The 26,511-nt window shown below is 34.2% G+C and carries 24 protein-coding genes and 2 tRNA genes; 9 read left to right on the plus strand and 17 right to left on the minus strand.

Annotation, left to right across the window (positions count from 1 at the left end):
• Window positions 1-223: 223 nt before the first annotated feature.
• The 3 genes from E0I26_RS05810 to E0I26_RS16600 are packed head-to-tail and all read left to right on the plus strand — an operon-like array spanning window position 224 to window position 2,631.
• Window positions 224-574, plus strand: a complete 351-nt coding sequence (locus E0I26_RS05810) for a hypothetical protein (RefSeq protein WP_235831719.1) — start codon at window positions 224-226, stop codon at window positions 572-574.
• 6 nt (window positions 575-580) lie between these two features.
• Window positions 581-952, plus strand: a complete 372-nt coding sequence (locus E0I26_RS05815) for a BlaI/MecI/CopY family transcriptional regulator (protein ID WP_205728773.1) — start codon at window positions 581-583, stop codon at window positions 950-952.
• A complete protein-coding gene (locus tag E0I26_RS16600; RefSeq protein ID WP_235831720.1) occupies window positions 949-2,631 on the plus strand; it encodes an energy transducer TonB in 1,683 nt (560 codons plus the stop codon). Before E0I26_RS05815 ends, E0I26_RS16600 begins: the two co-directional genes overlap by 4 nt.
• 62 nt (window positions 2,632-2,693) lie before the next feature.
• Here E0I26_RS16600 and E0I26_RS05830 read toward each other — a convergent pair whose 3' ends face one another.
• On the minus strand, window positions 2,694-4,064 hold the full coding sequence (locus E0I26_RS05830) for a saccharopine dehydrogenase family protein (protein WP_131915558.1): 1,371 nt from the start codon (window positions 4,062-4,064) through the stop codon (window positions 2,694-2,696).
• Window positions 4,065-4,244: 180 nt separating this feature from the next.
• Between E0I26_RS05830 and E0I26_RS05835 the strand changes: the two genes are divergently transcribed.
• From E0I26_RS05835 to E0I26_RS05845, 3 genes are all read left to right on the plus strand, one after another.
• Entirely contained in the window at window positions 4,245-4,637 is a 393-nt protein-coding gene (locus E0I26_RS05835) for a DUF423 domain-containing protein (RefSeq protein WP_131915559.1), read from the plus strand.
• 75 nt (window positions 4,638-4,712) lie between these two features.
• Window positions 4,713-6,314, plus strand: coding sequence for a phosphoenolpyruvate carboxykinase (ATP) (pckA, locus tag E0I26_RS05840; RefSeq protein WP_131915560.1), 1,602 nt, complete (start codon window positions 4,713-4,715; stop codon window positions 6,312-6,314).
• A 153-nt stretch (window positions 6,315-6,467) separates the two neighbouring features.
• Window positions 6,468-7,568 carry a DUF4407 domain-containing protein gene (locus E0I26_RS05845; protein ID WP_131915561.1) on the plus strand — a complete coding sequence of 367 codons (1,101 nt, stop codon included), beginning with the start codon at window positions 6,468-6,470 and terminating at the stop codon, window positions 7,566-7,568.
• Window positions 7,569-7,643: 75 nt separating this feature from the next.
• On the opposite strand, the gene E0I26_RS05850 is transcribed toward E0I26_RS05845, so the two are convergent.
• The 6 genes from E0I26_RS05850 to ruvC all read right to left on the minus strand — a co-directional run bounded on the left by E0I26_RS05850 (window position 7,644) and on the right by ruvC (window position 13,624).
• Window positions 7,644-8,354, minus strand: coding sequence for a PH domain-containing protein (locus E0I26_RS05850; protein ID WP_131915562.1), 711 nt, complete (start codon window positions 8,352-8,354; stop codon window positions 7,644-7,646).
• 69 nt (window positions 8,355-8,423) lie between these two features.
• Window positions 8,424-8,795 carry an MmcQ/YjbR family DNA-binding protein gene (locus tag E0I26_RS05855; RefSeq protein ID WP_131915563.1) on the minus strand — a complete coding sequence of 124 codons (372 nt, stop codon included), beginning with the start codon at window positions 8,793-8,795 and terminating at the stop codon, window positions 8,424-8,426.
• A 56-nt stretch (window positions 8,796-8,851) separates the two neighbouring features.
• Entirely contained in the window at window positions 8,852-9,622 is a 771-nt protein-coding gene (locus tag E0I26_RS05860; RefSeq protein ID WP_131915564.1) for a cyclase family protein, read from the minus strand.
• A gap of 92 nt (window positions 9,623-9,714) precedes the next feature.
• Window positions 9,715-10,848, minus strand: coding sequence for a radical SAM family heme chaperone HemW (gene hemW / locus E0I26_RS05865; RefSeq protein WP_131915565.1), 1,134 nt, complete (start codon window positions 10,846-10,848; stop codon window positions 9,715-9,717).
• Entirely contained in the window at window positions 10,845-13,064 is a 2,220-nt protein-coding gene (locus tag E0I26_RS05870) for a KAP family P-loop NTPase fold protein (RefSeq protein ID WP_131915566.1), read from the minus strand. The genes hemW and E0I26_RS05870 overlap by 4 nt, the downstream gene beginning before the upstream one ends.
• Before the next feature lie 5 nt (window positions 13,065-13,069).
• Window positions 13,070-13,624, minus strand: a complete 555-nt coding sequence (ruvC, locus tag E0I26_RS05875) for a crossover junction endodeoxyribonuclease RuvC (protein WP_131915567.1) — start codon at window positions 13,622-13,624, stop codon at window positions 13,070-13,072.
• A gap of 23 nt (window positions 13,625-13,647) precedes the next feature.
• Here ruvC and E0I26_RS05880 point away from each other — a divergent pair, with 23 nt between their 5' ends.
• Complete coding sequence (locus tag E0I26_RS05880; RefSeq protein ID WP_131915568.1) at window positions 13,648-14,592, plus strand: lysylphosphatidylglycerol synthase domain-containing protein; 945 nt, start codon at window positions 13,648-13,650, stop codon at window positions 14,590-14,592.
• A complete protein-coding gene (locus E0I26_RS05885; RefSeq protein WP_131915569.1) occupies window positions 14,589-15,701 on the plus strand; it encodes a glycosyltransferase family 2 protein in 1,113 nt (370 codons plus the stop codon). Before E0I26_RS05880 ends, E0I26_RS05885 begins: the two co-directional genes overlap by 4 nt.
• Before the next feature lie 183 nt (window positions 15,702-15,884).
• On the opposite strand, the gene E0I26_RS05890 is transcribed toward E0I26_RS05885, so the two are convergent.
• Both E0I26_RS05890 and E0I26_RS05895 read right to left on the minus strand, forming a co-directional pair.
• Complete coding sequence (locus tag E0I26_RS05890; protein ID WP_131915570.1) at window positions 15,885-16,361, minus strand: hypothetical protein; 477 nt, start codon at window positions 16,359-16,361, stop codon at window positions 15,885-15,887.
• A 42-nt stretch (window positions 16,362-16,403) separates the two neighbouring features.
• Window positions 16,404-16,793: a hypothetical protein gene (locus E0I26_RS05895; RefSeq protein WP_131915571.1), complete on the minus strand. Its 390-nt coding sequence runs from the start codon at window positions 16,791-16,793 to the stop codon at window positions 16,404-16,406.
• 51 nt (window positions 16,794-16,844) lie between these two features.
• Between E0I26_RS05895 and E0I26_RS05900 the strand changes: the two genes are divergently transcribed.
• A complete protein-coding gene (locus tag E0I26_RS05900; RefSeq protein WP_131915572.1) occupies window positions 16,845-17,345 on the plus strand; it encodes a DUF456 domain-containing protein in 501 nt (166 codons plus the stop codon).
• Between the two features lie 75 nt (window positions 17,346-17,420).
• On the opposite strand, the gene E0I26_RS05905 is transcribed toward E0I26_RS05900, so the two are convergent.
• From E0I26_RS05905 to dnaE, 8 genes are all read right to left on the minus strand, one after another.
• Window positions 17,421-17,494 (minus strand) — tRNA-Asp (locus tag E0I26_RS05905).
• A gap of 163 nt (window positions 17,495-17,657) precedes the next feature.
• Window positions 17,658-17,731: transfer RNA gene (locus E0I26_RS05910), tRNA-Asp, on the minus strand.
• 86 nt (window positions 17,732-17,817) lie between these two features.
• Window positions 17,818-18,744, minus strand: a complete 927-nt coding sequence (locus E0I26_RS05915) for a DUF58 domain-containing protein (protein ID WP_131915573.1) — start codon at window positions 18,742-18,744, stop codon at window positions 17,818-17,820.
• Window positions 18,745-19,002: 258 nt separating this feature from the next.
• Window positions 19,003-19,320, minus strand: a complete 318-nt coding sequence (gene trxA, locus E0I26_RS05920) for a thioredoxin (protein WP_131915574.1) — start codon at window positions 19,318-19,320, stop codon at window positions 19,003-19,005.
• A 328-nt stretch (window positions 19,321-19,648) separates the two neighbouring features.
• Window positions 19,649-20,512, minus strand: coding sequence for an outer membrane beta-barrel protein (locus E0I26_RS05925; RefSeq protein ID WP_131915575.1), 864 nt, complete (start codon window positions 20,510-20,512; stop codon window positions 19,649-19,651).
• Between the two features lie 179 nt (window positions 20,513-20,691).
• Window positions 20,692-20,952, minus strand: a complete 261-nt coding sequence (locus E0I26_RS05930) for a hypothetical protein (RefSeq protein ID WP_131915576.1) — start codon at window positions 20,950-20,952, stop codon at window positions 20,692-20,694.
• 78 nt (window positions 20,953-21,030) lie between these two features.
• Window positions 21,031-21,327: a hypothetical protein gene (locus E0I26_RS05935; RefSeq protein WP_131915577.1), complete on the minus strand. Its 297-nt coding sequence runs from the start codon at window positions 21,325-21,327 to the stop codon at window positions 21,031-21,033.
• A gap of 90 nt (window positions 21,328-21,417) precedes the next feature.
• Window positions 21,418-25,953: a DNA polymerase III subunit alpha gene (gene dnaE / locus E0I26_RS05940; RefSeq protein WP_131915578.1), complete on the minus strand. Its 4,536-nt coding sequence runs from the start codon at window positions 25,951-25,953 to the stop codon at window positions 21,418-21,420.
• Window positions 25,954-26,511: the final 558 nt, after the last annotated feature.

Consider the following 26,511-nt stretch of genomic DNA (forward strand, 5'->3'; position numbering starts at 1 on the left):
ATCTTTTTATTTTTTAAAGAAAAAAATAAAAAGGATTTTCACTTCACTCCTTAACGCAAACCCCTGACAACCAAAATATTTTTTATTTAAAATTTGTTTATTTGGTTTTATATTCTACATTTGTAGAGCAAACTCTATTTTCGTAGAACAAAATCATTTTATGCGACAAACAATTATTGTATTCGGCTTGCTATTTTTAGTTATTGGTTGCAAAACCAATCAAATGAAGAATAAACACAGAGAAGGACTTTGGATTGAACAATACACACAGGATAGTTCCCATTATAAATCGGTTGGAAAATACCGAAAAGGAGATCCCGTAAAAAAATGGAGCTATTACTTGAATGATAAAATCATCAAAAGAGAAAAATACAAACGCAACATTTGCAACACTACTTTTTATCATGAAAATGGAAAAATACAGTCCAAAGGAAAAACAAAAATGGAAACCAGCGGCAAGTACGTACATTGGTTTTATTTTGGCGACTGGAACTTCTTTAATGAAGATGGAAAACTAATAACGATAAAGAAATACAATAACGGAGAATCACTTTCCGAAATAGAAATTAAATAAAAAATCATGCAACTATCCAATTCAGAAGAACAATTAATGGAACACCTTTGGAAACTTGAAAAAGCCTTCATGAAAGACTTGCTTGAAGCCTATCCAAAACCAAAACCTGCTACCACAACGGTGGCTACTTTATTGAAAAGAATGATTGACAAACAATTTGTAGCCTACACTGAATTTGGAAACTCCCGGGAATATTATCCTTTGGTCAAAAAAACCGACTATTTCTCGAAACACGTCAACGGATTGATCAGTAATTTCTTCAACAATTCGGCATCGCAATTTGCTTCTTTCTTTACCACCGAAACCAATTTATCACAATCGGAACTGGAAGAACTCAAGAAAATAATAGACAGTGAAATTCAAAAAAAGAAAAAATGAGCGACTTTTTAATCAAATCGACAATTACTTTATTCGTGTTATTAACAGTGTATTATTTGTTTTTAGAAAAAGAAAAAATACATCTATTCAATAGGTTCTACTTGCTGTTCAGCCTTGCTTTTTCGATGGTAATTCCATTTATAACTATTGAAGTCATAGAGGAAATAGCACAACCTGCAATCGAAACCGGAAACATCCAAATACTGCAAGGAAGCGCAATAGTATTAGAAGAAACAAACTATTTAGAAATTGGATTGTGGAGTTTATATGCTGTAGTAACGCTCATTTTGGCGATACGTTTTATCAATAATATCATCAAGATTTCATCTAAAATGAAATCGAATAACACTATTGATTATAAAAATGCCAAATTGATTTTGGTACCCGAAAAAACACTGCCACATACTTTCCTGAATACTATTTTCATCAACGAAACAGAATACAATGACCGTGAAATTGAAGCCGAATTGTACACGCATGAACTCACACATGTATCCCAAAAACACACTTTGGATATTTTATTCATTGAAATATTAAAAACCGTTTTTTGGTTCAACCCAATTTTTATTTTTTATAAAAAAGCCATACAACTCAATCACGAATTTCTTGCCGACGAGAAAGTTGTGACATCCTATAATAACGTTCCGTTCTACCAATCTTTATTACTATCGAAAGCTAACGAGAACCAAACTTTTTACTTGGCCAGTAATTTGAATTATTTAATAACTAAAAAAAGACTACTCATGATGACAAAAACCACATCAAGAACAAAATCAATTGTAAAGAAAATCGTTTTGATTCCGCTTTTTACTGGACTAATAGGCTTTTTATGTGTCCAAACAGTTGCGCAACCCATCAATAACAAAAACGAGACTTCTCTATCTGAAGATAAAAAGAGGGATGACTATTACAAAGGTGTTCGATTAATTGTGAAAGACAACCGTAAAAAAGTCTTAATTGATAAAAAATATGAAGACCTTACTTTAAGTGAAAAGAGATTGTATATTGGAAATGCTCCTGCACCAATCAAAAAGAAAAGTCCAACGCAAAAAGAATTTGAAAGCTGGATAAACGATACTAAATTTTCAGGATTATTAGATGGTAAAAAAATTAACAATATCGATTTAAAAAAATATAACGCCAATTATATTGCATATTACTCAAGATATTACAACCCTACTAAAAATGGAAAACCTTATGAAACTGATCTAAACCATTACCTGTTATTAAGCAATCCCCATTTTGAAAAAAAAATAAAAAACAAAGACAAAAAATTTTCTTTTAAAGTAATAGAGAAAACAATAAAAGAAGGTACCGTTGCAAAACCAGTAATCACAAGAGATGTACAAAAAAACAAAACAACGAGCATTTACTACAATCCAAAACCTAAATACCCAGGAGGGATGGAAAAATTCTACAAATTTGTGGGAAAAAATTTCAATATCCCTGAAGAAGTTGAAAAAAATAAGATAAAAGGAAAAGTGTATTTAACTTTTATAGTTGAAATGGACGGAACACTTTCTGACATTAAAATCATAAAAGATATGGGTTATGGAACTGGAGACGAAGCGGTTCGTGTTTTAAAATTATCCCCAAAATGGATTCCTGCAAAAATCAACAACAAACCCGTTAGAGTCGAATATAGCCTACCTATAACAATTCGTTCTAGTAAAGCATAATAGTAAAAAACAAATCCGCTTCAAAAGGAGCGGATTTATCAAACTAAAAATCTAAAAAACTACTAACTAAGCTCTTTATCAGGATTATATCCTAAATACGACATGGATTGTTCCTTGAAAACAACGCCATATTCTTCTAATTCTTTCAAAATAGGTACATACACTTCTTTACGGATAGGCAATTGAACTCCCGGAGTCGTAATGGTACCATTCAGTATTAATAAAGTCGCCATTGCAACCGGCAAACCTACAGTTTTAGCCATGGCTGTATACGTTTGATCGTCGCCAATACAAACCATTTTTGAATCTATTTGTTCTTTTTTGCCATTTAATTCGTATCCAAACTTGTGATACATGACAATCATATCTTTATCTTTAGGTTGAAGTGTCCAACTGTCATTGAGGATTTTCTCCAATATTTGAGCCGGAGTAGCATTCTTCAAGCCTACTATTTTAGTACGATTGAACAAGTCCAATTCTAAAAGTTTGTCCCACATGATGTCATCTTGGTCAATCTTCAGAATCAAACGCGTTTTAATTTCTACTGAATCCGTTGGGTGATACGGCAAAAATGAATTCACAAATTCTCTGTAACTCATGGTCTCTGAATCTTCCATGATGTAACTGTCATCCGTCATTCCTAATTGCACAAACATATTCCAAGCTTTGGAAAAACCAACTCTCCGAATTGTTCCTCTATATAAAGTAAGCACATTATCTAAACCATACACACTTTTGTATTTTAGGGAATCCCGATTCGAATACGCTTCAAATCGTCCATACCCTTCCACTTCCAGAAACTCCGTCCTGCGGAATAAATTACAATACGGAATGTACTTGTATGTTCCTTCCTGAATAAATTTGGCTGCTCCACCCTGACCGGCAAGAACTACATTACGAGGTGCCCAGGTAAATTTATAATTCCAAAGATTCGTATCTGATTCCGGAGCAACAAGTCCACCACAAAAAGATTCAAAAAGAAGCAATTCTCCGCCTTTTTCTTTTATTTCATCAATCACTTTCATCGCACTCATGTGGTCAATCCCAGGATCAAGCCCAATTTCATTCATGAAAATCAGATTATTCTCTTTGGCCGCAGCATCTAATTCCTGCATGGCATCACTCACGTAAGAAGCGGTAACCAAATGTTTTTTGTAAACAATACAATCCCTAGCCACTTCGATATGTAAATGAGCCGGCAACATTGAAATAACAATATTAGCTTTTTGAATCGCTTCTTTTCTTTGATTTTCATCAAAAATATCTAAGGCAATCGCCGTTGCATTGGGATGGTTATTTGTCTTTTTTTGAGCTAATGCCAATGACAAATCACCAATAACAACATGCAGATTCTCTTTTTCAGATTTATTTAGAAGATACTGTATCAAAGACGAAGCTGACCTTCCTGCTCCAATGATTAAAATTGTTCTCATTTTTTATAATTATAACACAAACATACAAAATTGTTGTATTTATAACAAATAGCGTTGTTAAAATTTTCCATAAATAGCAAAAAATTCAACACCTGCTAAATCAATCCCTATTAAAAGTATCTCATAAAACACTTTTAATTTAAATACAGATGAGATACTTTTGTATTAAAACAAGAAAAAATGGATAGAAAGATAATTTCAACAGGTGCTGTTTTAGGGATGATTGCTATAATTCTTGGTGCTTTTGGCGCACATGCCCTAAAAAAAGTACTACCTATGGAACAATTAGCTACTTTTGAAACCGGTGTGCGCTACCAAATGTACCATGCCTTGTTTTTATTGTTTATTGGACTAATGAAAGACATTCCTCAAAAAGCAAAAAAAGCAATCTATTTTTTGGTTCTTTTTGGTGTAATTTTATTCTCTGGATCAATTTATCTATTAGCGACAAACAATCTTACTTCTTTTGATTTTAAAATTATAGGATTCGTGACTCCTATTGGCGGACTCCTATTAATACTGGCCTGGGGCGTTTTATTGATGAATATTATGAATAAAAAATCACAAAATTAGAAGAATCAAAGGCTATCTGAAATATAATTTCTACTTTTGCAGTCTATAAAAAAGAAACTACACAACAATAAATTTATGGACAACAACACGCTTTTCTCGCAATCGATTTCGTTAAAAGAATTAGGAATTGAAAATGCAAAAATTCATTACCAGTTATCCCCTGAAGAATTACACGACATAACAATAAAATCAGGTCAAGGAATTGAAAGTTCTACTGGAGCATTAGCCGTAAATACAGGAGAATACACAGGCCGTTCACCGCAAGACCGATATATAGTAAAAGACAGCATCAGTGAAAATCAAGTTTGGTGGGGGAAAGTAAACATTCCTTTTGAGCCAACTGCTTTTGAAGTGCTATACAATAAAGTCACTTCTTATTTATCCAACAAAGAAATTTTCGTTAGAGACTCTTATGTGTGCTCTGATCCAAATTATAGATTGAATGTTCGCGTAATTACAGAAACACCTTGGGCAAATTTATTTTGTTACAATATGTTTTTAAGACCTGAACAGGAAGAATTAGCAAAATTTAGCCCAGAATGGACTTTACTTTGCGTGCCTAGCTTTATGGCAGACCCTGCAGTTGACGGAACTCGTCAAAGCAATTTTGCGATTCTAGACTTTACAAGAAAAGTAGTTTTGATAGGCGGAACCGGGTATACAGGAGAAATGAAAAAAGGTATATTTTCTGCTTTGAATTTCATTTTACCAGTTTTCAAAAACACGTTGCCAATGCACTGTAGTGCCAATGTTGGAAAAGACGGTGATACGGCCATTTTCTTTGGATTATCAGGAACCGGAAAAACAACGTTATCAGCAGATCCAAACAGAAAATTAATTGGTGATGATGAGCATGGCTGGACCAATGAAAACACTGTTTTTAATTTTGAAGGCGGTTGTTATGCAAAAGTCATAAACCTTTCTGAAGAGAATGAACCGGATATTTTTAGAGCTATAAAAAAAGGAGCCATTTTAGAAAATGTGGTATTCAAAAAAGGAACTAATGAAGTAGATTTTCAAGATGTTTCCATAACACAAAACACTAGAGTAAGTTATCCGATTGATCATATCGATAATATTCAACCGGGATCTATTGGAAAAAACCCTAAAAATATTTTCTTCCTAACTGCCGATGCTTATGGTATTTTGCCTCCTATCTCAAAACTGACTCCTGGACAGGCTGCGTACCATTTTATTTCTGGTTACACAGCAAAAGTTGCGGGTACAGAAGCTGGAATTACAGAACCTCAGCCTAATTTTTCTGCTTGTTTTGGTGCGCCTTTTATGCCATTGCACCCAACAAAATATGCTGAAATGTTGAGTAAAAAAATGAAAGATGCAAATGTAAAAGTTTGGTTAATCAATACTGGTTGGACTGGCGGTCCTTATGGAATAGGAAGCAGAATGAAATTAAAATACACGCGTGCCATGATTACCGCTGCTTTAAACGGAGAATTGGACAATGTAGCGTATGAGAATCACAAAGTATTTGGGATTGCAAAACCGCAAACCTGTCCAAATGTTCCTAATGAAATATTAAATCCTAGAAACACGTGGGAAGATCCCGAATTATACGATAAAAAAGCGGTGGAATTAGCTCAAAAATTTAAAGCTAACTTCGCCAAGTTTGAAGAATTTGCCAATGCCGAAATTATGGCAGGAGCACCATTAGCTTAAGTTAATATTAATTCAAAAACCAATAGAGCCGTTCGTAAAGAGCGGCTCTTTTTTTATACACAAAAGGCTAAATAAAAACATATCAACTATTTATACCAATATTCATTTTTTGGCGTTAAATTTGCAACCATCAATCAATCAAAAAAATCAATCATGTTAAAACAATTTTTTATCCTTTGTTCCGGAGCTGACAAAGACCTTCTAGAAGGCTGCTCCGAAGGCGAACAAACCAAATATGTTGGTATTGGCGCCACCGTTTTCTTCACCGCCGTCATGGCTTTTATTGCCAGTGCTTATGCACTGTTTACCGTTTTTGACAGTGTTTATCCTGCAATCGCGTTTGGTATCGTTTGGAGTTTACTTATTTTCAATTTGGATCGTTTTATTGTTTCCACTATTCGAAAAAGAGACCAATTTGGAAGTGAATTTCTGCAGGCAACTCCCCGAATTATTTTAGCGGTAATCATTGCAATCGTAATTTCGAAACCATTGGAAATTAAAATCTTCGAAAAAGAAATCAATACGGTTTTATTGAAAGAAAAAAATGCCATGGCTTTGAGTAACAAAAAGGAAGTGGCGAATTATTTCAAATCGGATTTAGACAAGAACAAAGCCGAAATAGCCAATTTGAAATCGGAAATTACCAAGAAAGAAAAAGAAGTCAATACACTCTATGAAACTTATATCACAGAGGCAGAAGGAACTGCTGGAACCAAAAAACTAGGTAAAGGTCCTGTTTTTAAAGAAAAAATTGCCAAACATGATTTGGTAAAGAAAGAACTGGACACCTTACAAAAAACTAACTTGGCTAAAATTGCTGAAATGGAGAAAAATTCCAAAACCCTCCAAACCGATTTAGACAAAAAAATTACCGAAACCCAACCTATTATTGACGGATTTGACGGTTTAATGGCACGGATCAATGCGTTGAATAAATTGCCTTGGCTGCCTTCATTTTTCATCATGTTGTTATTTTTAGCCATAGAAACGTCTCCAATTATTGCCAAACTATTGTCTCCAAAAGGCGAATACGATTATAAATTGGAGGATTTAGAAACGGCACTAAAAGCAACAATCGAACAAGACAAATACCAACGTGGTTTGTTAGTAAAAACAAGTGCCGCTATGCACGACAAAGTCTATGGAGATATTGCGGGCGATAAGAGATTGTATGATTTGCAACGAAAAAATGCAACCGATTTATTAGAATTACAATCCAATAATTTTATAGAAAAGCAAAAGAGAACATTATAATAAAAACAAAACCCGACAACTATCAAGTGTCGGGTTTTCTATTATTTATTTCCTTAGCGTTCTTTGCGGTTAAAACTACATATGACTCAAAATTTCTTTTTTGAAAGCATCATATTCGCCTTGTAAAATCAATCCGTTATCAAGGAGTTTTTTATAATTCTGTAATTTTTCAAAAAGTTCATCTTGCGATAAATCGCTTAAAGATTTATCTTTTGATGGTATTGCAATTTCTTCGAATTCTTGATTTTCAGCAGTGAAATTTGGTTGTGAAATAGTCATTATTTCAGCGAAACTAGTTACTTCTTCCGTTTCCATTTCTTCAATGACTTCAACTTCTTCCATTGAAACAACCGGAACTTCATCCATCATGGTTGCGTTTAATACAGACCCAACTTTCAATATATCCAATTGTTCTTTGGCGTAAGTGAAAATTTTTCGCGCTTGGATTTTAGGAATATAATCAATGGAAACTTCCATGTTGGTTCTGGTTGTAAAAGAAAACTCTGAACCCAGAATATTTTCTTTTACAAAAGTTCCTTCAATCTCGTCCCAAGTATAATCAATAAAATTCATTGAAAGTCCCAGATTTTTTGGTTGACAAATGATAATTCTCTTATTCGTCATCACGATACTATCCGGCAAAACAGTAATCGCTGGTTTTTTTTGAACAGCAATATATCCGATTTCTTCATTCTTCATCAATAAATCACTCAATTTTGAAGCGATTTTTTCAATAGCTTTTGGGTCTTGTTCTTCGTTTAAAAACTTCTTAAATTGTTCTTTCATATGATATGCTGAATTTATTTCAGTATGTGTTTATAATTTTTATTCTGAATTTCTTCGCAAAAGTAATGCCTAATTTTCTAATTCTTGAATTTCGCTCTGCAATTTCTTTGTTAAACTTTTGAAAACCAATTCGTAGGAATGATCGATCAACTCTTTGACAAGGGCATCCGAAACTGATGTATTCATCGCAATTGTATTCCAATGAATTTTACTCATGTGAAAACCCGGCTGAATAGCATCGTATTCAGCACGTAATTCCTGAGCACGCTCCGGATCACATTTTAAATTGACTGATGGCTGTCCTTTTTCCCATTGGCTTAAAGACGATAATGCAAACATTTTTCCGCCCACTTTAAATACCAATGTATCTTCATCAAAAGGAAAATGTTCCGTCACTCCTTTTTTAGACAAGCAATATTTGTAATACGTTTCTAAGTTCATAAAATGATTTTTGATTTAAGAATAGTGATTCTTGATTTTTTAGAAATCTGTAATTGTTACTCTGCATTCAAAAATCTTAAATCATAAAGAATGGGTTTACTGGGACTCGCATCATTCTCAAAAGATGCAATTTGTAAATTCAGTAAATAACAGCCATCTTTCACCTCATCTGCAACAAAAATTAATTCCGTAATCGTGCAATCCAATCGTGCATCAGCATTCAGATTGTTGACATCGGTTACATTCCAAAATGCTTTGTGCGCCAATAATTTCCCATCATCTTTTTCTTTATCGACACTAGGCAAATCAATCAGTAAATGCTTAATCCCGCTTTCGCGAATGAATAACGCAGCATCTTTATCCAGATAAGGCGGATTCGTATTCGAATATTTTAAAGATTTTTTTATTTTAAAATTAGGAAGAGTTCTAATAATTATTGCTTCAGGAGTTTTTCCCTCCAAACTGTTTTCAATTTGATTTTTAGTTATCACCAAATCTTCTCCTTGTATTTCCGGTACAACCGAAATCAATTCTGCCAAAAAGAAAAACTGTTTCAACGATTGATTAATACTGTAAAACTCTCGTGTAATATGACCCAGGCATTCGGTGTGGGTTCCGTGTCCGTGTGGATTGAAGAAAATATTATTAAAATTGGTAGATGACTTTCCTTCCGAAACTTTGCCTATCCAATCCCCAAAAACCACGGGTTCAATTACCGGTTTATCGATATACCAAGCAATTGGATTCTCATCCGTATTCGTTAACGGAATCGAAATATCAATGGGTTTTGACAAATCGACTTTGAAGTTATCAATAGTTGCAATCATAATTATTTAACCACAAAGGGCACTAAGATTAACACCAAGATCACAAAGCATAGTGGACTTTGCGCCATCTTTGTGTTCTTAGTGGTTATATGTTATTCCAAATTTAAGTAAAATAAATCTGATGCAATTCCATCTGTCAAAAATTTTCCTTTTGGAGTTGGTTTCAAGATATTGTTTTCGATAAAAACTAAATCGTCATCAAGGAATTTCCATACTTGTTTATTCAAATATTCCAAATATTCACTTCCAAATTCGGTTTCAATTCTATCCAAAGAAACACCCCAAATCGTTCGCAAACCCGTCATAATATATTCATTGTATCGATCTGTAATCGAAAGGATTTCTATTTCGTTTGGCAGTTTATTTTCTTGAATAGATTTCAAATAAATGGAATTATTCGAAACATTCCAACTTCTCGAAACACCATCATAACTGTGTGCCGAAGGACCAATTCCAATGTATTTTTTCCCTAACCAATATGCCGAATTATTCTTAGAAAAATAATTTTCCTTACCAAAATTCGATAATTCATAATGAATAAAATCATTGGCTTCGAGTGTTTCCACCAAAATAGCAAAATGCTCTTGCGCGACTTCATCTTTAGGAGCCTCAATTTTTCCCGTTTGAATCAATTTATTCAAAGCGGTTTTAGGCTCCACCGTCAAAGCGTAGCTCGAAATATGAGGAATCCCAAAACTCAAAGCTGTTTCAATATTTTGTTTCCATTTCTCGTTGCTCATTCCTGGAATTCCGTAAATCAAATCAAGGGAAATATTATCGAAATACTTGGTGGCTTCTTCCAAACATTTTTTGGCTTCAGCCGAATTATGAGCACGATTCATCAGTTGTAAATCTTCTTCGAAGAAAGACTGAATTCCGATACTTAATCGGTTGATTTTACTTTTAGACAATTCAATTATTCGTTCGCTTGATAAATCATCAGGATTGGCTTCCAGTGTAATTTCGGGATTTTCTGAAACAGAATAATTTTTATATATTTCGCTTATCAAAAAATTAATTTCTTCAGAAGTTAAAACACTTGGCGTTCCACCACCAAAATAAATGGTCTCGATTTCTTCATTTTCAAACTCACTTTTGCGCATTTGAATTTCTTTGGCAATAGCCAAAACCATTTCTTCTTTCTTCTTCATCGAAGTCGAAAAATGGAAGTCGCAGTAATGACACGCCTGTTTGCAAAAAGGGATATGAATATAGATTCCGCTCATGGTTTAATTTTTCCAAAAGCTGCAAGATATAATTCTTGTTCTTTTAATTCTTGTTCTTTTTTATACCAATAAATAAATTGCTTAATATTGAATTCTAATGTTGATTCATCATAATTATCAAATTCAAATTTACTAATGTCAACAGTTTCAATCATTTTGTTATCAAATTCTTGAATTTTAGAAAAAAGAAAATCTGAATTGATAATTTCTCCCATATAATCATACTTCTCTTTTGACAAAGCCCCAAACTTCTTGCCATTAAATATTACTGAAAAGTTTCTTATTAAATGTTTTATATTATCGATATTAGTAAGGCTTTTGTCAATATAGTCTTTAAACACTTCAGGCTCATATTTATGCCAAAAATCCAAAAACCATCTATTCAATATTTTTTCAGAATCTTTGTAGAAAGCAATTTCGTCACCTAATCGCTCTTTTGATTTTTTAAGAAAAAGAAGTTCTATATTTTTTTTAAATGATTTTTTTTCATCAAAAGAAATTATAAAATTTAAAAGCTGATCTAAATCGGATAAATTATTAGCTAATTCAATAGTGATTTTTTCATTATTGTTTTCTTTATCATCATTTAATTGTCTGCCTATTAATTTTATTATTCTTGACCTATAATCCTGTTCAAACATATCTTTTTGAGCTTCTGGAATTACATCAATATTTTTGAATAAAAAATCAAATAAAAAATTTCTATTTTCAATTATGTTCATTGATTTTATAACATTCTCAAGGCTATATAAAGACTTTTGATTTTCAATTTTTTTTGAAAATAATTCTTTAATACTTATTAATAAATCAGAAGATTTTTTATTAATTATTTGCTCTTTGAGTTTTAAAAGGTTTGTGTTTTTCACCTTCCTCTCAGTATGATATGAAAAATATTTGTCAAAATGCAAAGTAGAATTAATATTTAGATTCGTATCATAAACAAATTTCATTCCTTGTCCTATATTATTTTGATTTGGAAATAGCAAATCGACAATCCACTTATATTCTTCAAATTCCTTTACTAACTTTTCCCTTGTTCCTTTCAAATACTCACCGCGATTAACAGTTTTACCAGCGTCCATATCAAACTTATCATTAAAATCAATAATTTCATTTTGACCAGTAAAAAAACTTTCTGAATCAGATGAATTATACGATTTTATTTTATCATATAGTTTCACGTTTTTAATTTTAAGCCACTCTATCCAAAATAAATCTCTTAAATTTATTTCATCTCCCAATGAAAATGCACCTATAAAAAAACCGTTTAACACTCTTATGATTTCTCTAGGCGATTTGAAAAATTGTGCTGAAAAACCTTGTTTAATTTCATCAACTTCATTTTTTCTGCTTTCAAAATCATTAAAAACAAGCAGGTTAATCAACTTGCTAAATTTTGTTTCAAAGAAAAATTGTAAATCTTCATTCTCAATCTTTGGTAAATTAATAGGTATATTAATGATTTTTTCCAAAAACAACTTTCCATCTAAAATTTCGTCACCATACCTATGTTTTATCGCCTTTGCTACTTGTTCACTATCTAGATTAACTATAAAAATAAAATTATCAAAGTTAGCGTTTAACTTAATTAATTTTAAAATAGTATAAATCTCTTCTTTATCCAACCTATCTAAATCATCGATAAAAACGACAACTTTAAAATTGACTTTCTTTATTGCTTCATTTACTTTATCTTTTAATGAATCAAGTGTTAATTTATCACCTTCCAAATCCTCTCCTAAAGCTTGAAAAATCTCATTAACATCAAACGAAACTTTGCTATTAAAAATTTTTGGAATTCCAACAGTCGCAGAAATTTTTATAGCTTTTAAGTATTTACTATACTTTGAAATCCATTTACCAACTTCTTGAAGATTTGTATTTTCCTTTACATAAAAATTTTTTGATAGTGAGTCAAAAAAATCAAATAACATCTCATCTTCACTGGAATATCTCCAAGGATTGAAATGAAATTTTAAATATTCTTTATCTCCTTCTTTTTTTTCAAAGTGATCAATTTTATTTTCGATTAAATTTAAAAATGAAGTTTTACCTTCTCCCCATTTCCCATAAATACCTATAGTAATAGGTTCTGTATTACCAGAATTTAATTGAATTAATTTTTGAACTTTTTCAGCATAATGTTTAAAATTAAACAAATCTTCTTCAGGTTTATTTATCGCATTATCCCCCAAAAAATGTATACTATCTGACATAAATTCTACTTTTTAATTCTATTTTCATTATTCTTCACAAAAGCATCCCAACCAGTATAACTTTTTTCCCCAACCACTTTTCCGGAATTGAAAAAATGACAAACTGCAGCTGCCAATCCATCGGTACTGTCAAGATTTTTAGGCAACTCTTTCAAACCTAAAAGTTGCTGAAGCATTTTGGCGACTTGCTCTTTACTGGCGTTTCCGTTGCCGGTAATTGCCATTTTTATTTTCTTGGGCTCGTATTCAGTAATCGGAATATCCCTCGAAAGTCCCGCTGCCATAGCCACGCCTTGCGCTCGTCCTAACTTCAGCATCGATTGCACGTTTTTACCAAAGAAAGGCGCTTCGATTGCAATTTCATCTGGATTATGTGTATCGATTAATTCAATCGTGCGTTCAAAAATGATTTTCAGTTTTTGATAATGATTGTCATATTTGGATAATTGCAGTTCATTCAATTGCAAAAACTCCATTTTTTTATTGACAATTTTTATCAATCCAAAACCCATAATCGTCGTTCCTGGGTCAATTCCTAATATGATGCGTTCGTTTGCCAATTTTAATTTGTTATTTTGCAGTAATGATTACAATTCCACACAAAACTAAGCAATTCCTCGTACTTCTAATCAAACTTTTGATTGTAGGTGGGGCCTTTTATTTTATTTACGATCAATTGGCCAACAACGACAAACTGGATTGGCAGAAATTCATCATTTTATTCCAGAAAAACCAATCCATTGGCGGAATCGCCTTTATTTTGTTATTGAGTGTTTTGAATCGGTTTTTTGAAATCTTAAAATGGCAAAACTTAGTCGAATTTATCCATAAAATATCTTTGGGAGAAGCAACAAAACAAGTTCTTGGCGCATTAACCGCGGGACTTTTTACGCCGAATGGAGTTGGAGAATATGCCGGAAAAGCATTATTTTTCGATAAATCAAACACTAAAAAAGTGATTTTCTTGAACCTGATTTGCAACGGAATCCAAATGATATTGACCGTTATTTTTGGAATTTTAGGGTTGTTGTATTTCAATGCGCAATACAATGTGATTACCACAAAAACGGTAGCGCTACTTTTTGGAATTCTAATACTCCTTTTCATTGTTTTATTTTCGGTCAAAAAAATTACCGTCAAAGGCTATTCCATAGAAAGACTGATTCATAAGATTAACGAAATCCCAAAACCCATTCATCAAAAAAATATCTTTTTGGCGATTTGTCGTTTTCTGGTTTTCTCGCACCAATACTACTTTCTATTTCTGGCTTTTGATGTTGACTTGCCTTATTTAACGGCCATTGCCACGATTACAAGTGTATATTTTTTAGCTTCGTCCTTACCAACTTTTCAGTTTTTGGACTTTGCTGTAAAAGGAAGTGTGGCTGTATATTTCTTCGGAATTCTTGGCGTAAACGAATGGATTGTGATTTTTATAACCACACTTATGTGGTTTCTGAATGTCGTCTTACCGGTAATGGTTGGCAGTTATTATGTGTTGAATTTTAAAACTAAAAATCCAATATGATTTTTGTTTTGTACTTCGTTATAATCCTGTATTACCTGGCGATTGCCTTCCTGATTTATGGCTTCACCAAAGTGAATACAATTGAATATACTGGGGTAACGCCAAAAACAAAATTCTCAATTATTGTTCCTTTCCGGAATGAAGCCGAAAATCTGCCTGTTTTATTAGAAAATTTGTCGAAGCTGAATTATCCGATGGAATTGTTCGAAGTGATTTTAGTCGATGATGAATCCGAAGAAGAGTTCACTTTTCCATTGTCATCTCGAGCGCAGTCGAGAGACAACGTTCAAATAATAAAGAACATTCGAATTTCAAATTCACCCAAAAAAGATGCGATTGTAACTGCGATGCAAATCGTAAATACGGACTGGATTATTACTACAGATGCAGATTGTGTGGTCAATGAAAACTGGTTATTGACCCTAGATAATTACATTCAGCTTCATGATGTTGCTATGATTGCAGGCGCGGTAACGTATGATTACAAGGATTCGTTTTTGCATCATTTTCAGCAATTGGATTTGGCGAGTTTACAAGGCGCAACCATTGGGAGTTTTGGCATCAACAAAGGATTCATGTGCAATGGCGCCAACTTTGCGTATACCAAATCCTTTTTTCAAGAGCTGAATGGTTTCGAAGGAAATGATGGAATTGCCAGCGGCGATGATGTTTTCCTATTGCAAAAAGCAATTGTCCGTTTTCCTGAGAAAGTACATTATCTAAAATCTCAAAACAATATTGTCATCACAAAACCACTGGATGATTGGAAGTCGCTATTTTATCAGCGCGTTCGTTGGGCATCCAAAACAAGCTCGTATCAAAGCACTTTTGGGAAAGGATTGGGATTGTTAGTATTTGCGGGAAATTTGGGTTTGGTTATAGGTGCCGGGTGCTGGGTGTTAGGCGTTACTCCGTTTCAAAATATAGTTTTGCTGTTCCTTTTAAAATTTCTTGTTGATGCCATTTTGATTTACAAAACCAATTGTTTTTTAACCAAAACCAAAATGCAGTATTTGATTTTGAGCAGTTTGTTCTATCCTTTTTTTAGTACGAGCGTGGCTTTGTATTCGTTGTTTGGAAAATACGAATGGAAAGGGAGAAAATTTTGATTGCAGATTTTTTATTAACGATTTTTGACCCGAGCGATAGCGAACTGGCGAAGCATTTCAGATGTACGGACAACTACACTTATAGTTTTACACTAAACCCTAGCCCAGATGGAAACGGCATCCTTTTTCTTTTTTCTTTAAAAAGAAAAAGATACAGTGAACAGCTGGAAATAGCTCCAAAAACTACTCCACTTTTAAAATCACCGGAAGAATAAATTGTGTTTTTACCGGAATTCCGCGTTTGATGGCGGGGTTAATTTTTGGAAAATCAACCAAACGGACTTTAAGAATACTGTCAATTTTGATTTTATCGTAGGCAACGGAATCTTTTGGAAATTGAGGCTCGAATTGCATCGTTGCATTTGGAAAAACAGTAACCTTTACTTCAATCGTATCCAGTTCAGGATAGAGGATAGAAAGGGTGTCAACGCTCAATTTCTCCTGAATCAGCTGCGTTAAAACTTCGAAAAAACATTGTTGGCGTTGTTTTTTATCTTCTATTTTTTCACAATCTACTACCGATGGGTATTCATCGACTTCTTTCCAGTTGATGGATTTCAGTTCCTTTTGCAACAATTCCTTTTCCGAAGGGATTTGCTTGTCAAAGTATTGACAGGAATTAAAAAATATAAATACTAAAAAGAGGTAATACTGCTTCAAGGTTTTGTTTTTGAATTAGACTAATATTCTATAAAAATACAATTATTTTTTTTGAGAGGCTTTCGAAAGCAAATAATCTTCGTAGTTTTCAGCAAACCATTTCTTTTTGTTTTCGGCTGCGATTTCTTTTTGATCTGGATACAAAGTCGCCAATCTGTCTGAAAAAATAGCAATCTGAATCGTATAGTTATAGAATTCCTCCTTTGTCAATACTAAATTGGGATTTGATTTTTTATCGGAAAACTCAAAAAAAAGCGCATCAAACTCTTTCAAAGAAAAATTTAATACTTTTACTCTATTCTCGTTGTAGATAGCCTCCTTTAAAAAGACATCATTGCTATTTGCAATTTTTTCCTGGGCATTTACAGTCCAAGAAGAAAAAGCGAAAAAGAACATAATCGAAAATAAAATGATTAATTTAATCCTTTTCATAAGCTGGTTAAGTGTTGCTTTTGTGTTTTCAAAATTACTAAAAATAAATTTATGGATGTACTGCTTTTGGTTCTTGGTTTTATGTGTGTGATTTTAGGCATTTTTGGTAGTTTTTTACCGGTTTTACCCGGACCTGGCATCAGTTGGGTCGGATTGGCATTACTGTATTTTACGAATGCTGTTCCGGCTAATTATTGGATTTTAGGAATTGCGTTATTGATCACTGTAATCATATCGATTTTAGATTATGTGATTCCGGCTAAAGGAACCAGGAGATTTGGTGGAAGCTCGTATGGTATTTGGGGAACAAACATCGGTTTGATTGTTGGAATTCTTGCTCCTGTCCCTTTTGGCTTCATTATCGGCCCTTTTGTTGGTGCGCTAATAGGAGAACTTATTTATGATTTTAAAGACCATAATCGGGCTTTGAAAGCAGCCGCAGGTTCCTTTGTAGGTTTTCTGGCTTCCAGCTTTATGAAGTTTGTGGTTTGTGTAATGTATTTGGGATTGTTTGTCTGGATTGTATGGCAAAATAGATCCGGATTGTTTTAATTTACAAATACCCTAAAATAAAAAAGCCTTTCCGTTACAGAAAGGCTTTCTTCTCCCGATAGCTGTCGGGATTAGCGGTCTGGACGGGACTCGAACCCGCGACCCCATGCGTGACAGGCATGTATTCTAACCAACTGAACTACCAAACCTGCTATTTAATCAAAAAAGCTATCCACAAAAGTGGAAAGCTTTTCATTGGTCTAACTACTAAACCCGGTCAGCTTACAAGGCCGACCAAACAACACAACTAGCTTTCGATACCGTAATTGGGCAAAAAAGCCTTTCTGTTACGAAAGGCTTTTCCCAATATTGCGGTCTGGACGGGACTCGAACCCGCGACCCCATGCGTGACAGGCATGTATTCTAACCAACTGAACTACCAAACCTCTGCGTTATTGCGGTGGCAAAGATACAATAGATTTCCGTTTGCGCAAGCCTTTTTCGAAAAAATATTCAATAAAATTCTACCCTGTTATCCAAAGTTTTGTTTCTCAACCAAGTAAGTCATTAAAATTTTTTCAAAACTTTCCCCAACGCTTACCGGAATGTACTTTATTCGGTTTTGAGAACAGGTCAGCGCCAATTTCTTAAAGTAACTTTCTACCTGTTTTTCGTATTCTTCTTTGACATTATCGGCAAAAACAGCTATTTCTTCTCCCGTTTCCACATCAACAAACTTCCTTGGAGCGTTATCAAAGTCAAAATTTAACTCCGTTTTGTTATCAACAACATGAAACAAGACCACTTTATGCTTATTGTGTTTTAAATGTTGCAGCGCATTAAACAGCGCTTCTTCATTACCGGATTGAAACATATCCGTAAATAAGATAATCATCGAACGGCGGTGGATTTTCTCGGCTATTTGATGCAAAAATGTAATTGTATCGGTACTTTTTTTGACCACAGGTTTCTCTAAAAGTCCTTCAAGTGTATTTAAGATCATTCGATGATGGCGATCACTGCCTTTTTCAGGCGCGTAGTACTCGTATGTATCCGAAAACACACTTATTCCCACAGCATCGCGTTGCTTCTTTAAAAGATTCATTAAAACCGCCGAAGCCAAAACCGAAAACCCAATCTTATTCTCAAAAAAATGCTGACTGTCTTTTAGTTTCGGATAATGCATCGATGAGGAATTATCGATAATAATATGACACCGCAAATTAGTCTCTTCCTCGAAGCGTTTGGTATACAAACGATCCGTTTTAGCAAATAACTTCCAATCAATGTGCTTTGTGCTTTCCCCTACGTTATAGACTTTATGTTCAGCAAATTCAGCCGAAAATCCATGAAAAGGACTTTTATGCATGCCTGAAATAAAACCTTCCACCACCTGATTGGCCAGCAACTCCAGATGCTGAAAACTGGAAATTTTCTCTATTTGCGATTCGATCTTCATATTCCAAATATATTAAAAGATTGAACGATTTAAAAATTTAAAGATTGAAAAGAAAATAGTACAACCGCTAATTCACTCTAAATCTCTAAATCTCATTGTTGATGAACGAATATATTTTTTAAAACTAAGAGACATAGAGATAGGACTTTAAAACTTGATGACTTGCTGCTTTAGGCTTTAAACCAAAAAAAAGGCTTGACTTTCGCCAAACCTTTTATTTGAATCTTTTCAGATTCTATATAAATCATAATCTACCGATTACAACAAAGCGTCTAAACTATCAGCGTAAGTTTGTTTCGGAGCAACCCCTACTTGTTTCCCTACTACTTCACCGTTATGAAAAACCAACACTGTTGGGATATTTCTCACTCCGTATTTAGCAGCAAATTCTTGGTTTGCATCTACATCTACTTTTCCTATCACTACTTTCCCTGCGTACTCGTTGCTTAGTTCGTCAATGATTGGCCCAACCATTCTACAAGGTCCACACCATGCTGCCCAAAAATCCACCATTACTGGTTGTGTTGATTTCAAAACTACTTCTTCAAAAGTAGCGTCTGTTATTGCTAATGCCATAATTTTATATTTAAAGTTTATCGTTTGAATATTTAAAGTCTCAAACTCGATTACAAATTTAGAAATTAAAAACAAACCAAACACTATTCGTAAATTAGTTTTGACTATTAATACATTGTCAATTCTTATCACCCTGTTTCAATCCATTCAAAATTACAACAATTAGGAGCTACTTCCTGCTGTACGCTGTATCTTTTCCTTTTTAAAGAAAAAAGAAAAAGGATGCCGCTTCCATCAGGGCTATGACATTTGGGGATTTCAAAACGTTTAGACCACAAAAAAAGACCCTCTTTTCAGAAGGTCTTCATTCTATTTCAATTGTACTTGATTATAGACTATATTTCAAACCAAGAGTTAATCCCAACCCACTGATTCCAACATAAGAACTCAATTCATCCATTGGTTTCGTTGAGTCTACAGTATTAAATTGAGCGTTATTAGAATTACTGTCTAAACGATCTGTATAATTAGAATGCACCTGAGAAGTGTTACGCGTACTTAATCGATCCGTTCCATTAACAGTAAATTCAGTAGTTTCTTTATCTTTTCCATGTACCGTAAAATTGCGGTATTCCAATTCTGCAAAAGCTGATAGATTTTTAGCTAATTTATAAGATGTACCTAATGCTGCTTGAAAACCTACGGTTGGTTTTGGTCTGATAACATCTTTACTAAAAACATTTACTCCCGGAGCAGCAACTGCATTCGTTTCGATTGTTAAATCTCCATGAATTGGAACAATCACTCCTACTTTAGAATAGGTCTCAAATCCTTTTACTTCACCCAAAAACAACACAATAGCCGGAGCCAAATCAAAAGCCGTTATTTGACCAACAGATTTTAAGGTAGTCACTCCATCATCTACTCTCTTAACCATTGTTTTATCATTACTGTTATAGTAATTGATTCCCATTTCTAGACCCAAACGATCTGTAAAACGGTACCCAACTGTACCACCAGTACGAAAACCTTCTCCAAAAGAACCTGTAACGCTTTCTTCCGAAACTAATTCACCTCCAACATAAACTTTACTTAATGCAGCGTTACCTCCTACAGTAGGAAATTCAGTAGCAGCAGTTTGAACAAAATAAGATCCGCCTAATTTAAAATACCAACTTTCTTTTTTTTCAGTTTGCGCTACCATAGTCATGGTACAAGCCATAAATCCCAATAAAAACAGGTTCTTTTTCATAATTTTATTCTTAATTAATTTATACAAACATAAATAATTTAAGACAAATTTCACAGATGCTTTAGCATCACAAAAGAACAATCATTATTATACTCGGAATTTAAGCTAAAAGTATGCGTGCATAGTAAATATTTAACTAAAAAATAAAAGTTACAATTAAAATTTAACTGTTAAAAAATTCAATTCAACTTAAAGTTAATCTGCATTTTCTCCAGTTCCACTAACAATTCATTCGAAATTTTGATTTTTAATTTTCTGCTGGCCATGCTTAGTTTGGTCACCACTTTTATTTCTTCGACTTCTGTAGTACTATTTATTTCAGGAACTTCAAGCACCGATACTTCAACATCATCACTTTCATCAACAAAAACAGCTTCTTCATTGGCTTCTAATAAAACTGGGGCAACCTCAACCAAACGCCTGGTTTTTTCCAATTCCATAATTTCGAAACTAACGGTATTATCGCCTTAATTTTCTTAAAAAAGTCGATTCAATTTTATAATTTATAAAAACGAATATTATTCAAATAGATTAGGATTCTTCAAAATTTGATTATTTTCATTCAAAGAAAGTACATATCTCAACATTTTTTCATCTTGGTGATTTTCAATTCCTTTAAAAATCAACACCCCACATTCAATAAGCGGCTCGACGATTTCATATCTTTTGAAGGTATCATTAAATAAAAACCGTCCTGTCTTAGGTTGAAACCAAACAGAATCTAAATACAAAGAAGGTTTATAAATTTTACTCTTTAATGATAATTCGTTCTTAATTGAAGTAACTAAGTCTTCTTGTTGTTTTTTGATATCCATAATTAATAAAATACTACTGCCAATAATATGTGAAGAAAATAGTCACAGGCAGCGTTTGTGCTATTGTCGAGTATTGAATAAAACCTTAATTTAATTCAACTTAAAGTTAATCTGCATTTTCTCCAGTTCCACTAACAACTCATTCGAAATTTTGATTTTTAATTTCCTGCTGGCCATGGTTAGTTTGGTTACCACTTTTATTTCTTCGACTTCTGTAGTACTATTTATTTCAGGAACTTCAAGCACCGATGCTTCAACATCATCACTTTCATCAACAAAAACAGCCTCTTCATTTTCTACCACAACAGGCTCATTCTCCACAATTCGTTTAATTTTTTCCAATTCCATGATTTCAAATGTCACGGTGTTTTCTCCTTTATTCTCTTGAAAAAGATGACTCAATCTATGGATAAAATCAGCTTCTAAATCTGCAATATTCAACAGCACAACTAATTTTCTAGCGAAGGTCTCTAACACATCTTGCAATTGCTTTACCTCCACAAATTGCAGTCTTGGCTCACCTTTTTTCCCGGTATCGCGGTCTGTCCAGCCTTCTTTCACCAACACTTTCATGAACGTAAAATTATTTTGAATAAAGAAATGGCGGAACTTTAAATACTCTTCTCCAAAAATTCTAAACTCATAACTTTCATCATACCCTTCTAATGTAAACATACCCCAACCTTTTCCATTTTTAGCCACACGATGTTGTACGTTATTGATAATCCCTCCAAAAGTCAAGTTTTTACTAACATGGAGTTCCATGTTTTTAAGCGCCTCAAGTCTGGCATTACAAAAATATTTCATTTCAAATTTGTAATCATCCAGCGGATGTCCCGAGATATAAATCCCAACAACTTCCTTCTCTTTAGCCAATTTTTCCATCGTACTCCAATCCTCGCATGGCGGCACAATAGGCTCTTCAATTTGCACTTCGCTGGTATCCCCAAACAAACTTACTTGAGAGGAATTCTCATTTTCCTGAAACTTAGACCCATATCGTATGGATTTTTCGTAAAAGGTAATTCCATCGCCATCATCATGAAAATATTGTGCTCTTGTTGTCCCTAAAAACGAATCGAATCCACCTGCTAAAATTAAATTCTCAAGCGCCTTTTTATTTGCTGCGCGTAAATCGATGCGTTTAGTCAAATCAAAAACCGATTTGTATTTTCCGTCTTTTCTATTTTCGACTATCGTTGCCACAGCTCCAGAACCCACACCTTTTATGGCGCCCATTCCAAAACGAACCGCATAATCATCGTTTACGGTAAACTTGTAAAACGACTCATTTACATCAGGCCCTAAAACTTGTAATCCCATGCGCTTGCATTCCTCCATAAAGAAAGAAACCTGCTTGATGTCACTCATATTATTAGACAAAACCGCAGCCATATATTCGGCAGGATAATTCGCTTTCAAAAATGCCGTTTGATACGCAATCCAGGCATAACAAGTCGAGTGCGATTTATTAAAGGCATATTCCGCAAAAGCTTCCCAGTCTTTCCATATTTTCTCCAGTTTATCTTCGGCATGACCTTTGGCGGCAGCCTGACTGATAAATTTAGGCTTCATTTTATCCAGAACGTCCTTTTGCTTTTTTCCCATCGCTTTACGCAAAACGTCGGCATCACCCTTGGAAAAATCCGCCAGTTTTTGGGACAAAAGCATTACCTGTTCTTGGTAAACGGTAATTCCGTACGTGTCTTTTAGTAATTCTTCGCAAGCTTCAAGGTCATAAATAATTTCCTCCTCGCCGTTTTTTCTTTTTACAAAACTCGGAATATAAGCAATCGGTCCCGGACGATACAAAGCATTCATGGCAATTAAATCGGGAAAAACCGTCGGCTTCAATTCCTTCATGTATTTTTGCATCCCCGGACTCTCATACTGGAAAATCCCTACTGTTTCTCCGCGTTGAAAAAGCTCATACGTCTTCAAATCATCAATTGGGAATTCATCGGGATTTAAGTCAATTCCCGTTCTGTATTTTACCAATTTAACGGTATCTTTTATCAGGGTCAGGGTTTTCAAACCCAAGAAGTCCATCTTCAACAAACCGGCACTTTCCACCACCGAGTTATCAAACTGAGTCACGTACAAATCAGAATCTTTGGCGGTAGCCACAGGAACAAAATTGGTAATGTCGCTTGGCGTAATAATTACTCCACAAGCATGAATCCCAGTATTTCTTAAATTCCCCTCTAAAACTTTGGCTTGCTGAATGGTTTCTCCACCCAAATCGCTTTCACTTGCAAGACCTATTAATTCTTTTATTTTATCGTATTCTTCCGGACGAACCGCTTTCTTAATTACATCTTCTTTTTCATTCAGGAAACGCGCTAAATTCCATTTAGACGGCATCATGCCCGGAATCAACTTGGCAATTTTATCCGCTTCGAACAAAGGTAAATCCAATACACGAGCCGTATCCCGAATCGCTGATTTTGTTGCCATTTTACCATACGTGATAATTTGCGCCACTTGTTTCGAACCGTATTTTCGAATCACATAATCCATTACACTGCTTCGTCCTTCATCATCAAAATCGATATCAATATCGGGTAGTGACACACGATCGGGATTCAGGAAACGCTCAAAAAGCAGGTTGTACATCAATGGGTCGATATTGGTTATTTTCAAACAATATGCCACCACGGATCCTGCCGCAGATCCCCTTCCCGGCCCTACCGAAACACCCATACTTCTCGCCTCGGCAATTAAATCCTGTACAATCAGAAAATAACCCGGATATCCAGAATTGGATATCGTCAACAATTCAAAATCCAATCGTTCCTGAATTTCTTCGGTGATTACAGGATATCTCCGATTGGCTCCTTCAAAAGTAAGATGCCTTAAATACGCATTTTCACCTCGTACTCCGCCATCTTTTTCATCTTCGGGATTATTAAATTCAACTGGGATTTCAAATTTTGGCAATAAAACTTCCCGCGCTAAATCGAAAATTTCAATTTTATCCACAATCTCCGAAAGATTCGAAATCGCTTCCGGTAAATCCGCAAAAAGCTGTTTCATCTCCTCTCCCGACTTGAAATAGTATTCCTGATTGGGCAAACCATAACGATAGCCACGACCACGACCTATTGGCGTAGTTTGCTTTTCACCGTCACGCACACAAAGCAAAATATCGTGTGCATTCGAATTCTCCTTGTCTATATAAAAGGTATTGTTTGTCGCAATAATTTTGACCTCATGCTTTCTTGCCAATGAAATCAAAGACGCATTCACCCGATTTTCATCTTCTTGATTGTGACGCATCACCTCAATGTAAAAATCTTCCTTGAATTCGTTCTTCCACCAAAGCAACGCTTCTTCGGCTTGGTTTTCACCAATATTTAAAATCTTATTTGGGATTTCACCATAAAGATTTCCAGACAAAACAATAATATCTTCTTTGAATTCCTGAATGACTTTCCTGTCGATTCTTGGCACATAATAAAATCCTTCGGTATACGCGATGGAAGACATTTTAGCCAAATTATGATAGCCTTTTTTGGTCTTCGCCAAAAGTACTATTTGGTAGCCATTGTCTTTTACTGACTTGTTTTTATGATCATCACAAACAAAAAATTCGCAACCTACAATTGGTTTCATTGGAACTTCGGTAGGTTCTTCACCATTTTCTATTGCCGCTTTATTCTTGGCTTCAGCCGCCTTATTATGATATAAAATATCGCGGACAAAATGAAAAGCACCCATCAAATTCGCATGATCCGTCATGGCAACCGCAGGCATTTTTTGTTGTGCCGCTGCTTTTACCAATGCCGCAATACTAATGGTCGATTGCAACACCGAGAACTGCGTGTGATTGTGCAAATGCACAAAAGGTGCATCAATAAGTACCTTTTTATTCTCAGAAAGTTCTTCTCTTGAAACGGCTGGCGCTTGTTTTTCACCAAACTGCTGACGGATTTTATCGGACGCTTCCTTGAGATTGATATGTTTTAACCCAATGAGTTTAATCTCACTTGGATTCTTACTTTGAAAGTCTTGAAAATAACTGGCTGGAACATCCAGTTCCTCTTTTGTGAAAACATCACGACGAATTAACTCCAAGAAACAACGCGTAGTTGCCTCGACATCGGCAGTCGCGTTGTGCGCTTCACCAAAAGGTTTATTAAAAAGATAAGAGTGTAATTCAGTTAACGTAGGCAACTTGAATTTACCACCACGACCACCCGGCAATTTCAATAAAGAAGCGGTTACTTCAGTACAGGTATCCAGAATTGGCATGGAACTCATTTGGCTTTCTACACCCATTCTATAAAACTCGCAACCCATAATATTGATATCAAAACCTAAATTCTGACCTACAATGAATTTGGCTTTACCTAATGCAATATTGAATTTTTCTAAAACTTCCGCCAACGAAATACCATCGGCTTCTGCCAGTTCCGTAGAAATACCGTGAATTCGTTCCGCATCATACGGAATATTAAAACCTTCGGGCTTGACCAAATAATCTTGATGCTCGATGAGTTTTCCCATATCATCGTGCAACTGCCAAGCGATTTGAATACAACGCGGCCAGTTATCCGTATCTGAAATGGGAGCGCCCCAACGCTTTGGTAATCCTGTAGTTTCGGTATCGAATATTAAGTACATATCTGGAGTTGAAGTGTTTGTGATTTAAAAAAATCGCAAAAAATGAATTTCAAATTTAGTTTTTTTTAGAGTAGAATAGAAGTAAGTTATCAACAAAAAATAAATTTATTTTCCAGAACTATTCTCCTGTTAAAACTACAATCACTTTCAACAAATCATCTTGATAGTACCTTGTTAAAAAGATAAAAAGAGTACGTATTGATTTTTTGGATGTCGTAGTATTTCATCAAAAAAAAATACTGAAATACAGCTAAAAAATATGCCATTTACTAAGAAAATCAGGTTTAAAAACAACTTCAACAAAATTCAAATAGTCAATTTAAAATTAAAAAAAAGTTGATTTTTATTCTATTTAATTAAATATTCACAACTATAACAGCTTTTTAGAAGCTTATTTTAGCGATTCGATAAATATCAAAAAACTCAAAAAATTAATTTTTTATTGTATCCAAATAAAAAACTGCCCTACTAAAAAAGAAGCTTAAAAGATAAAAATCAGCAAAGAAATACCCTAATACGGTTTTGGGTATCGTATATAATGAAATATTAAAAAATAAA

It is taken from the genome of Flavobacterium rhamnosiphilum, from assembly GCF_004349195.1.
Classification (GTDB): domain Bacteria; phylum Bacteroidota; class Bacteroidia; order Flavobacteriales; family Flavobacteriaceae; genus Flavobacterium; species Flavobacterium rhamnosiphilum.

Bases quoted from the DNA above. Each gene is read 5' to 3' on its own strand.
- pckA (WP_131915560.1), top strand. From the start codon at position 4,713: ATGGACAACAACACGCTTTTCTCGCAATCGATTTCGTTAAAAGAATTA.
- E0I26_RS05810 (WP_235831719.1), top strand. From the start codon at position 224: ATGAAGAATAAACACAGAGAAGGACTTTGGATTGAACAATACACACAG.
- E0I26_RS05880 (WP_131915568.1), top strand. From the start codon at position 13,648: ATGATTACAATTCCACACAAAACTAAGCAATTCCTCGTACTTCTAATC.
- E0I26_RS05850 (WP_131915562.1), bottom strand. From the start codon at position 8,354: ATGAAAGAACAATTTAAGAAGTTTTTAAACGAAGAACAAGACCCAAAA.
- E0I26_RS16600 (WP_235831720.1), top strand. From the start codon at position 949: ATGAGCGACTTTTTAATCAAATCGACAATTACTTTATTCGTGTTATTA.
- E0I26_RS05925 (WP_131915575.1), bottom strand. From the start codon at position 20,512: ATGAAAAAGAACCTGTTTTTATTGGGATTTATGGCTTGTACCATGACT.
- hemW (WP_131915565.1), bottom strand. From the start codon at position 10,848: ATGAGCGGAATCTATATTCATATCCCTTTTTGCAAACAGGCGTGTCAT.
- E0I26_RS05860 (WP_131915564.1), bottom strand. From the start codon at position 9,622: ATGATTGCAACTATTGATAACTTCAAAGTCGATTTGTCAAAACCCATT.
- E0I26_RS05885 (WP_131915569.1), top strand. From the start codon at position 14,589: ATGATTTTTGTTTTGTACTTCGTTATAATCCTGTATTACCTGGCGATT.
- E0I26_RS05870 (WP_131915566.1), bottom strand. From the start codon at position 13,064: ATGTCAGATAGTATACATTTTTTGGGGGATAATGCGATAAATAAACCT.
- E0I26_RS05930 (WP_131915576.1), bottom strand. From the start codon at position 20,952: ATGGAATTGGAAAAAACCAGGCGTTTGGTTGAGGTTGCCCCAGTTTTA.
- E0I26_RS05915 (WP_131915573.1), bottom strand. From the start codon at position 18,744: ATGAAGATCGAATCGCAAATAGAGAAAATTTCCAGTTTTCAGCATCTG.
- E0I26_RS05845 (WP_131915561.1), top strand. From the start codon at position 6,468: ATGTTAAAACAATTTTTTATCCTTTGTTCCGGAGCTGACAAAGACCTT.
- E0I26_RS05835 (WP_131915559.1), top strand. From the start codon at position 4,245: ATGGATAGAAAGATAATTTCAACAGGTGCTGTTTTAGGGATGATTGCT.
- E0I26_RS05830 (WP_131915558.1), bottom strand. From the start codon at position 4,064: ATGAGAACAATTTTAATCATTGGAGCAGGAAGGTCAGCTTCGTCTTTG.
- E0I26_RS05935 (WP_131915577.1), bottom strand. From the start codon at position 21,327: ATGGATATCAAAAAACAACAAGAAGACTTAGTTACTTCAATTAAGAAC.
- trxA (WP_131915574.1), bottom strand. From the start codon at position 19,320: ATGGCATTAGCAATAACAGACGCTACTTTTGAAGAAGTAGTTTTGAAA.
- E0I26_RS05855 (WP_131915563.1), bottom strand. From the start codon at position 8,795: ATGAACTTAGAAACGTATTACAAATATTGCTTGTCTAAAAAAGGAGTG.
- E0I26_RS05900 (WP_131915572.1), top strand. From the start codon at position 16,845: ATGGATGTACTGCTTTTGGTTCTTGGTTTTATGTGTGTGATTTTAGGC.
- E0I26_RS05815 (WP_205728773.1), top strand. From the start codon at position 581: ATGCAACTATCCAATTCAGAAGAACAATTAATGGAACACCTTTGGAAA.
- dnaE (WP_131915578.1), bottom strand. From the start codon at position 25,953: ATGTACTTAATATTCGATACCGAAACTACAGGATTACCAAAGCGTTGG.
- E0I26_RS05895 (WP_131915571.1), bottom strand. From the start codon at position 16,793: ATGAAAAGGATTAAATTAATCATTTTATTTTCGATTATGTTCTTTTTC.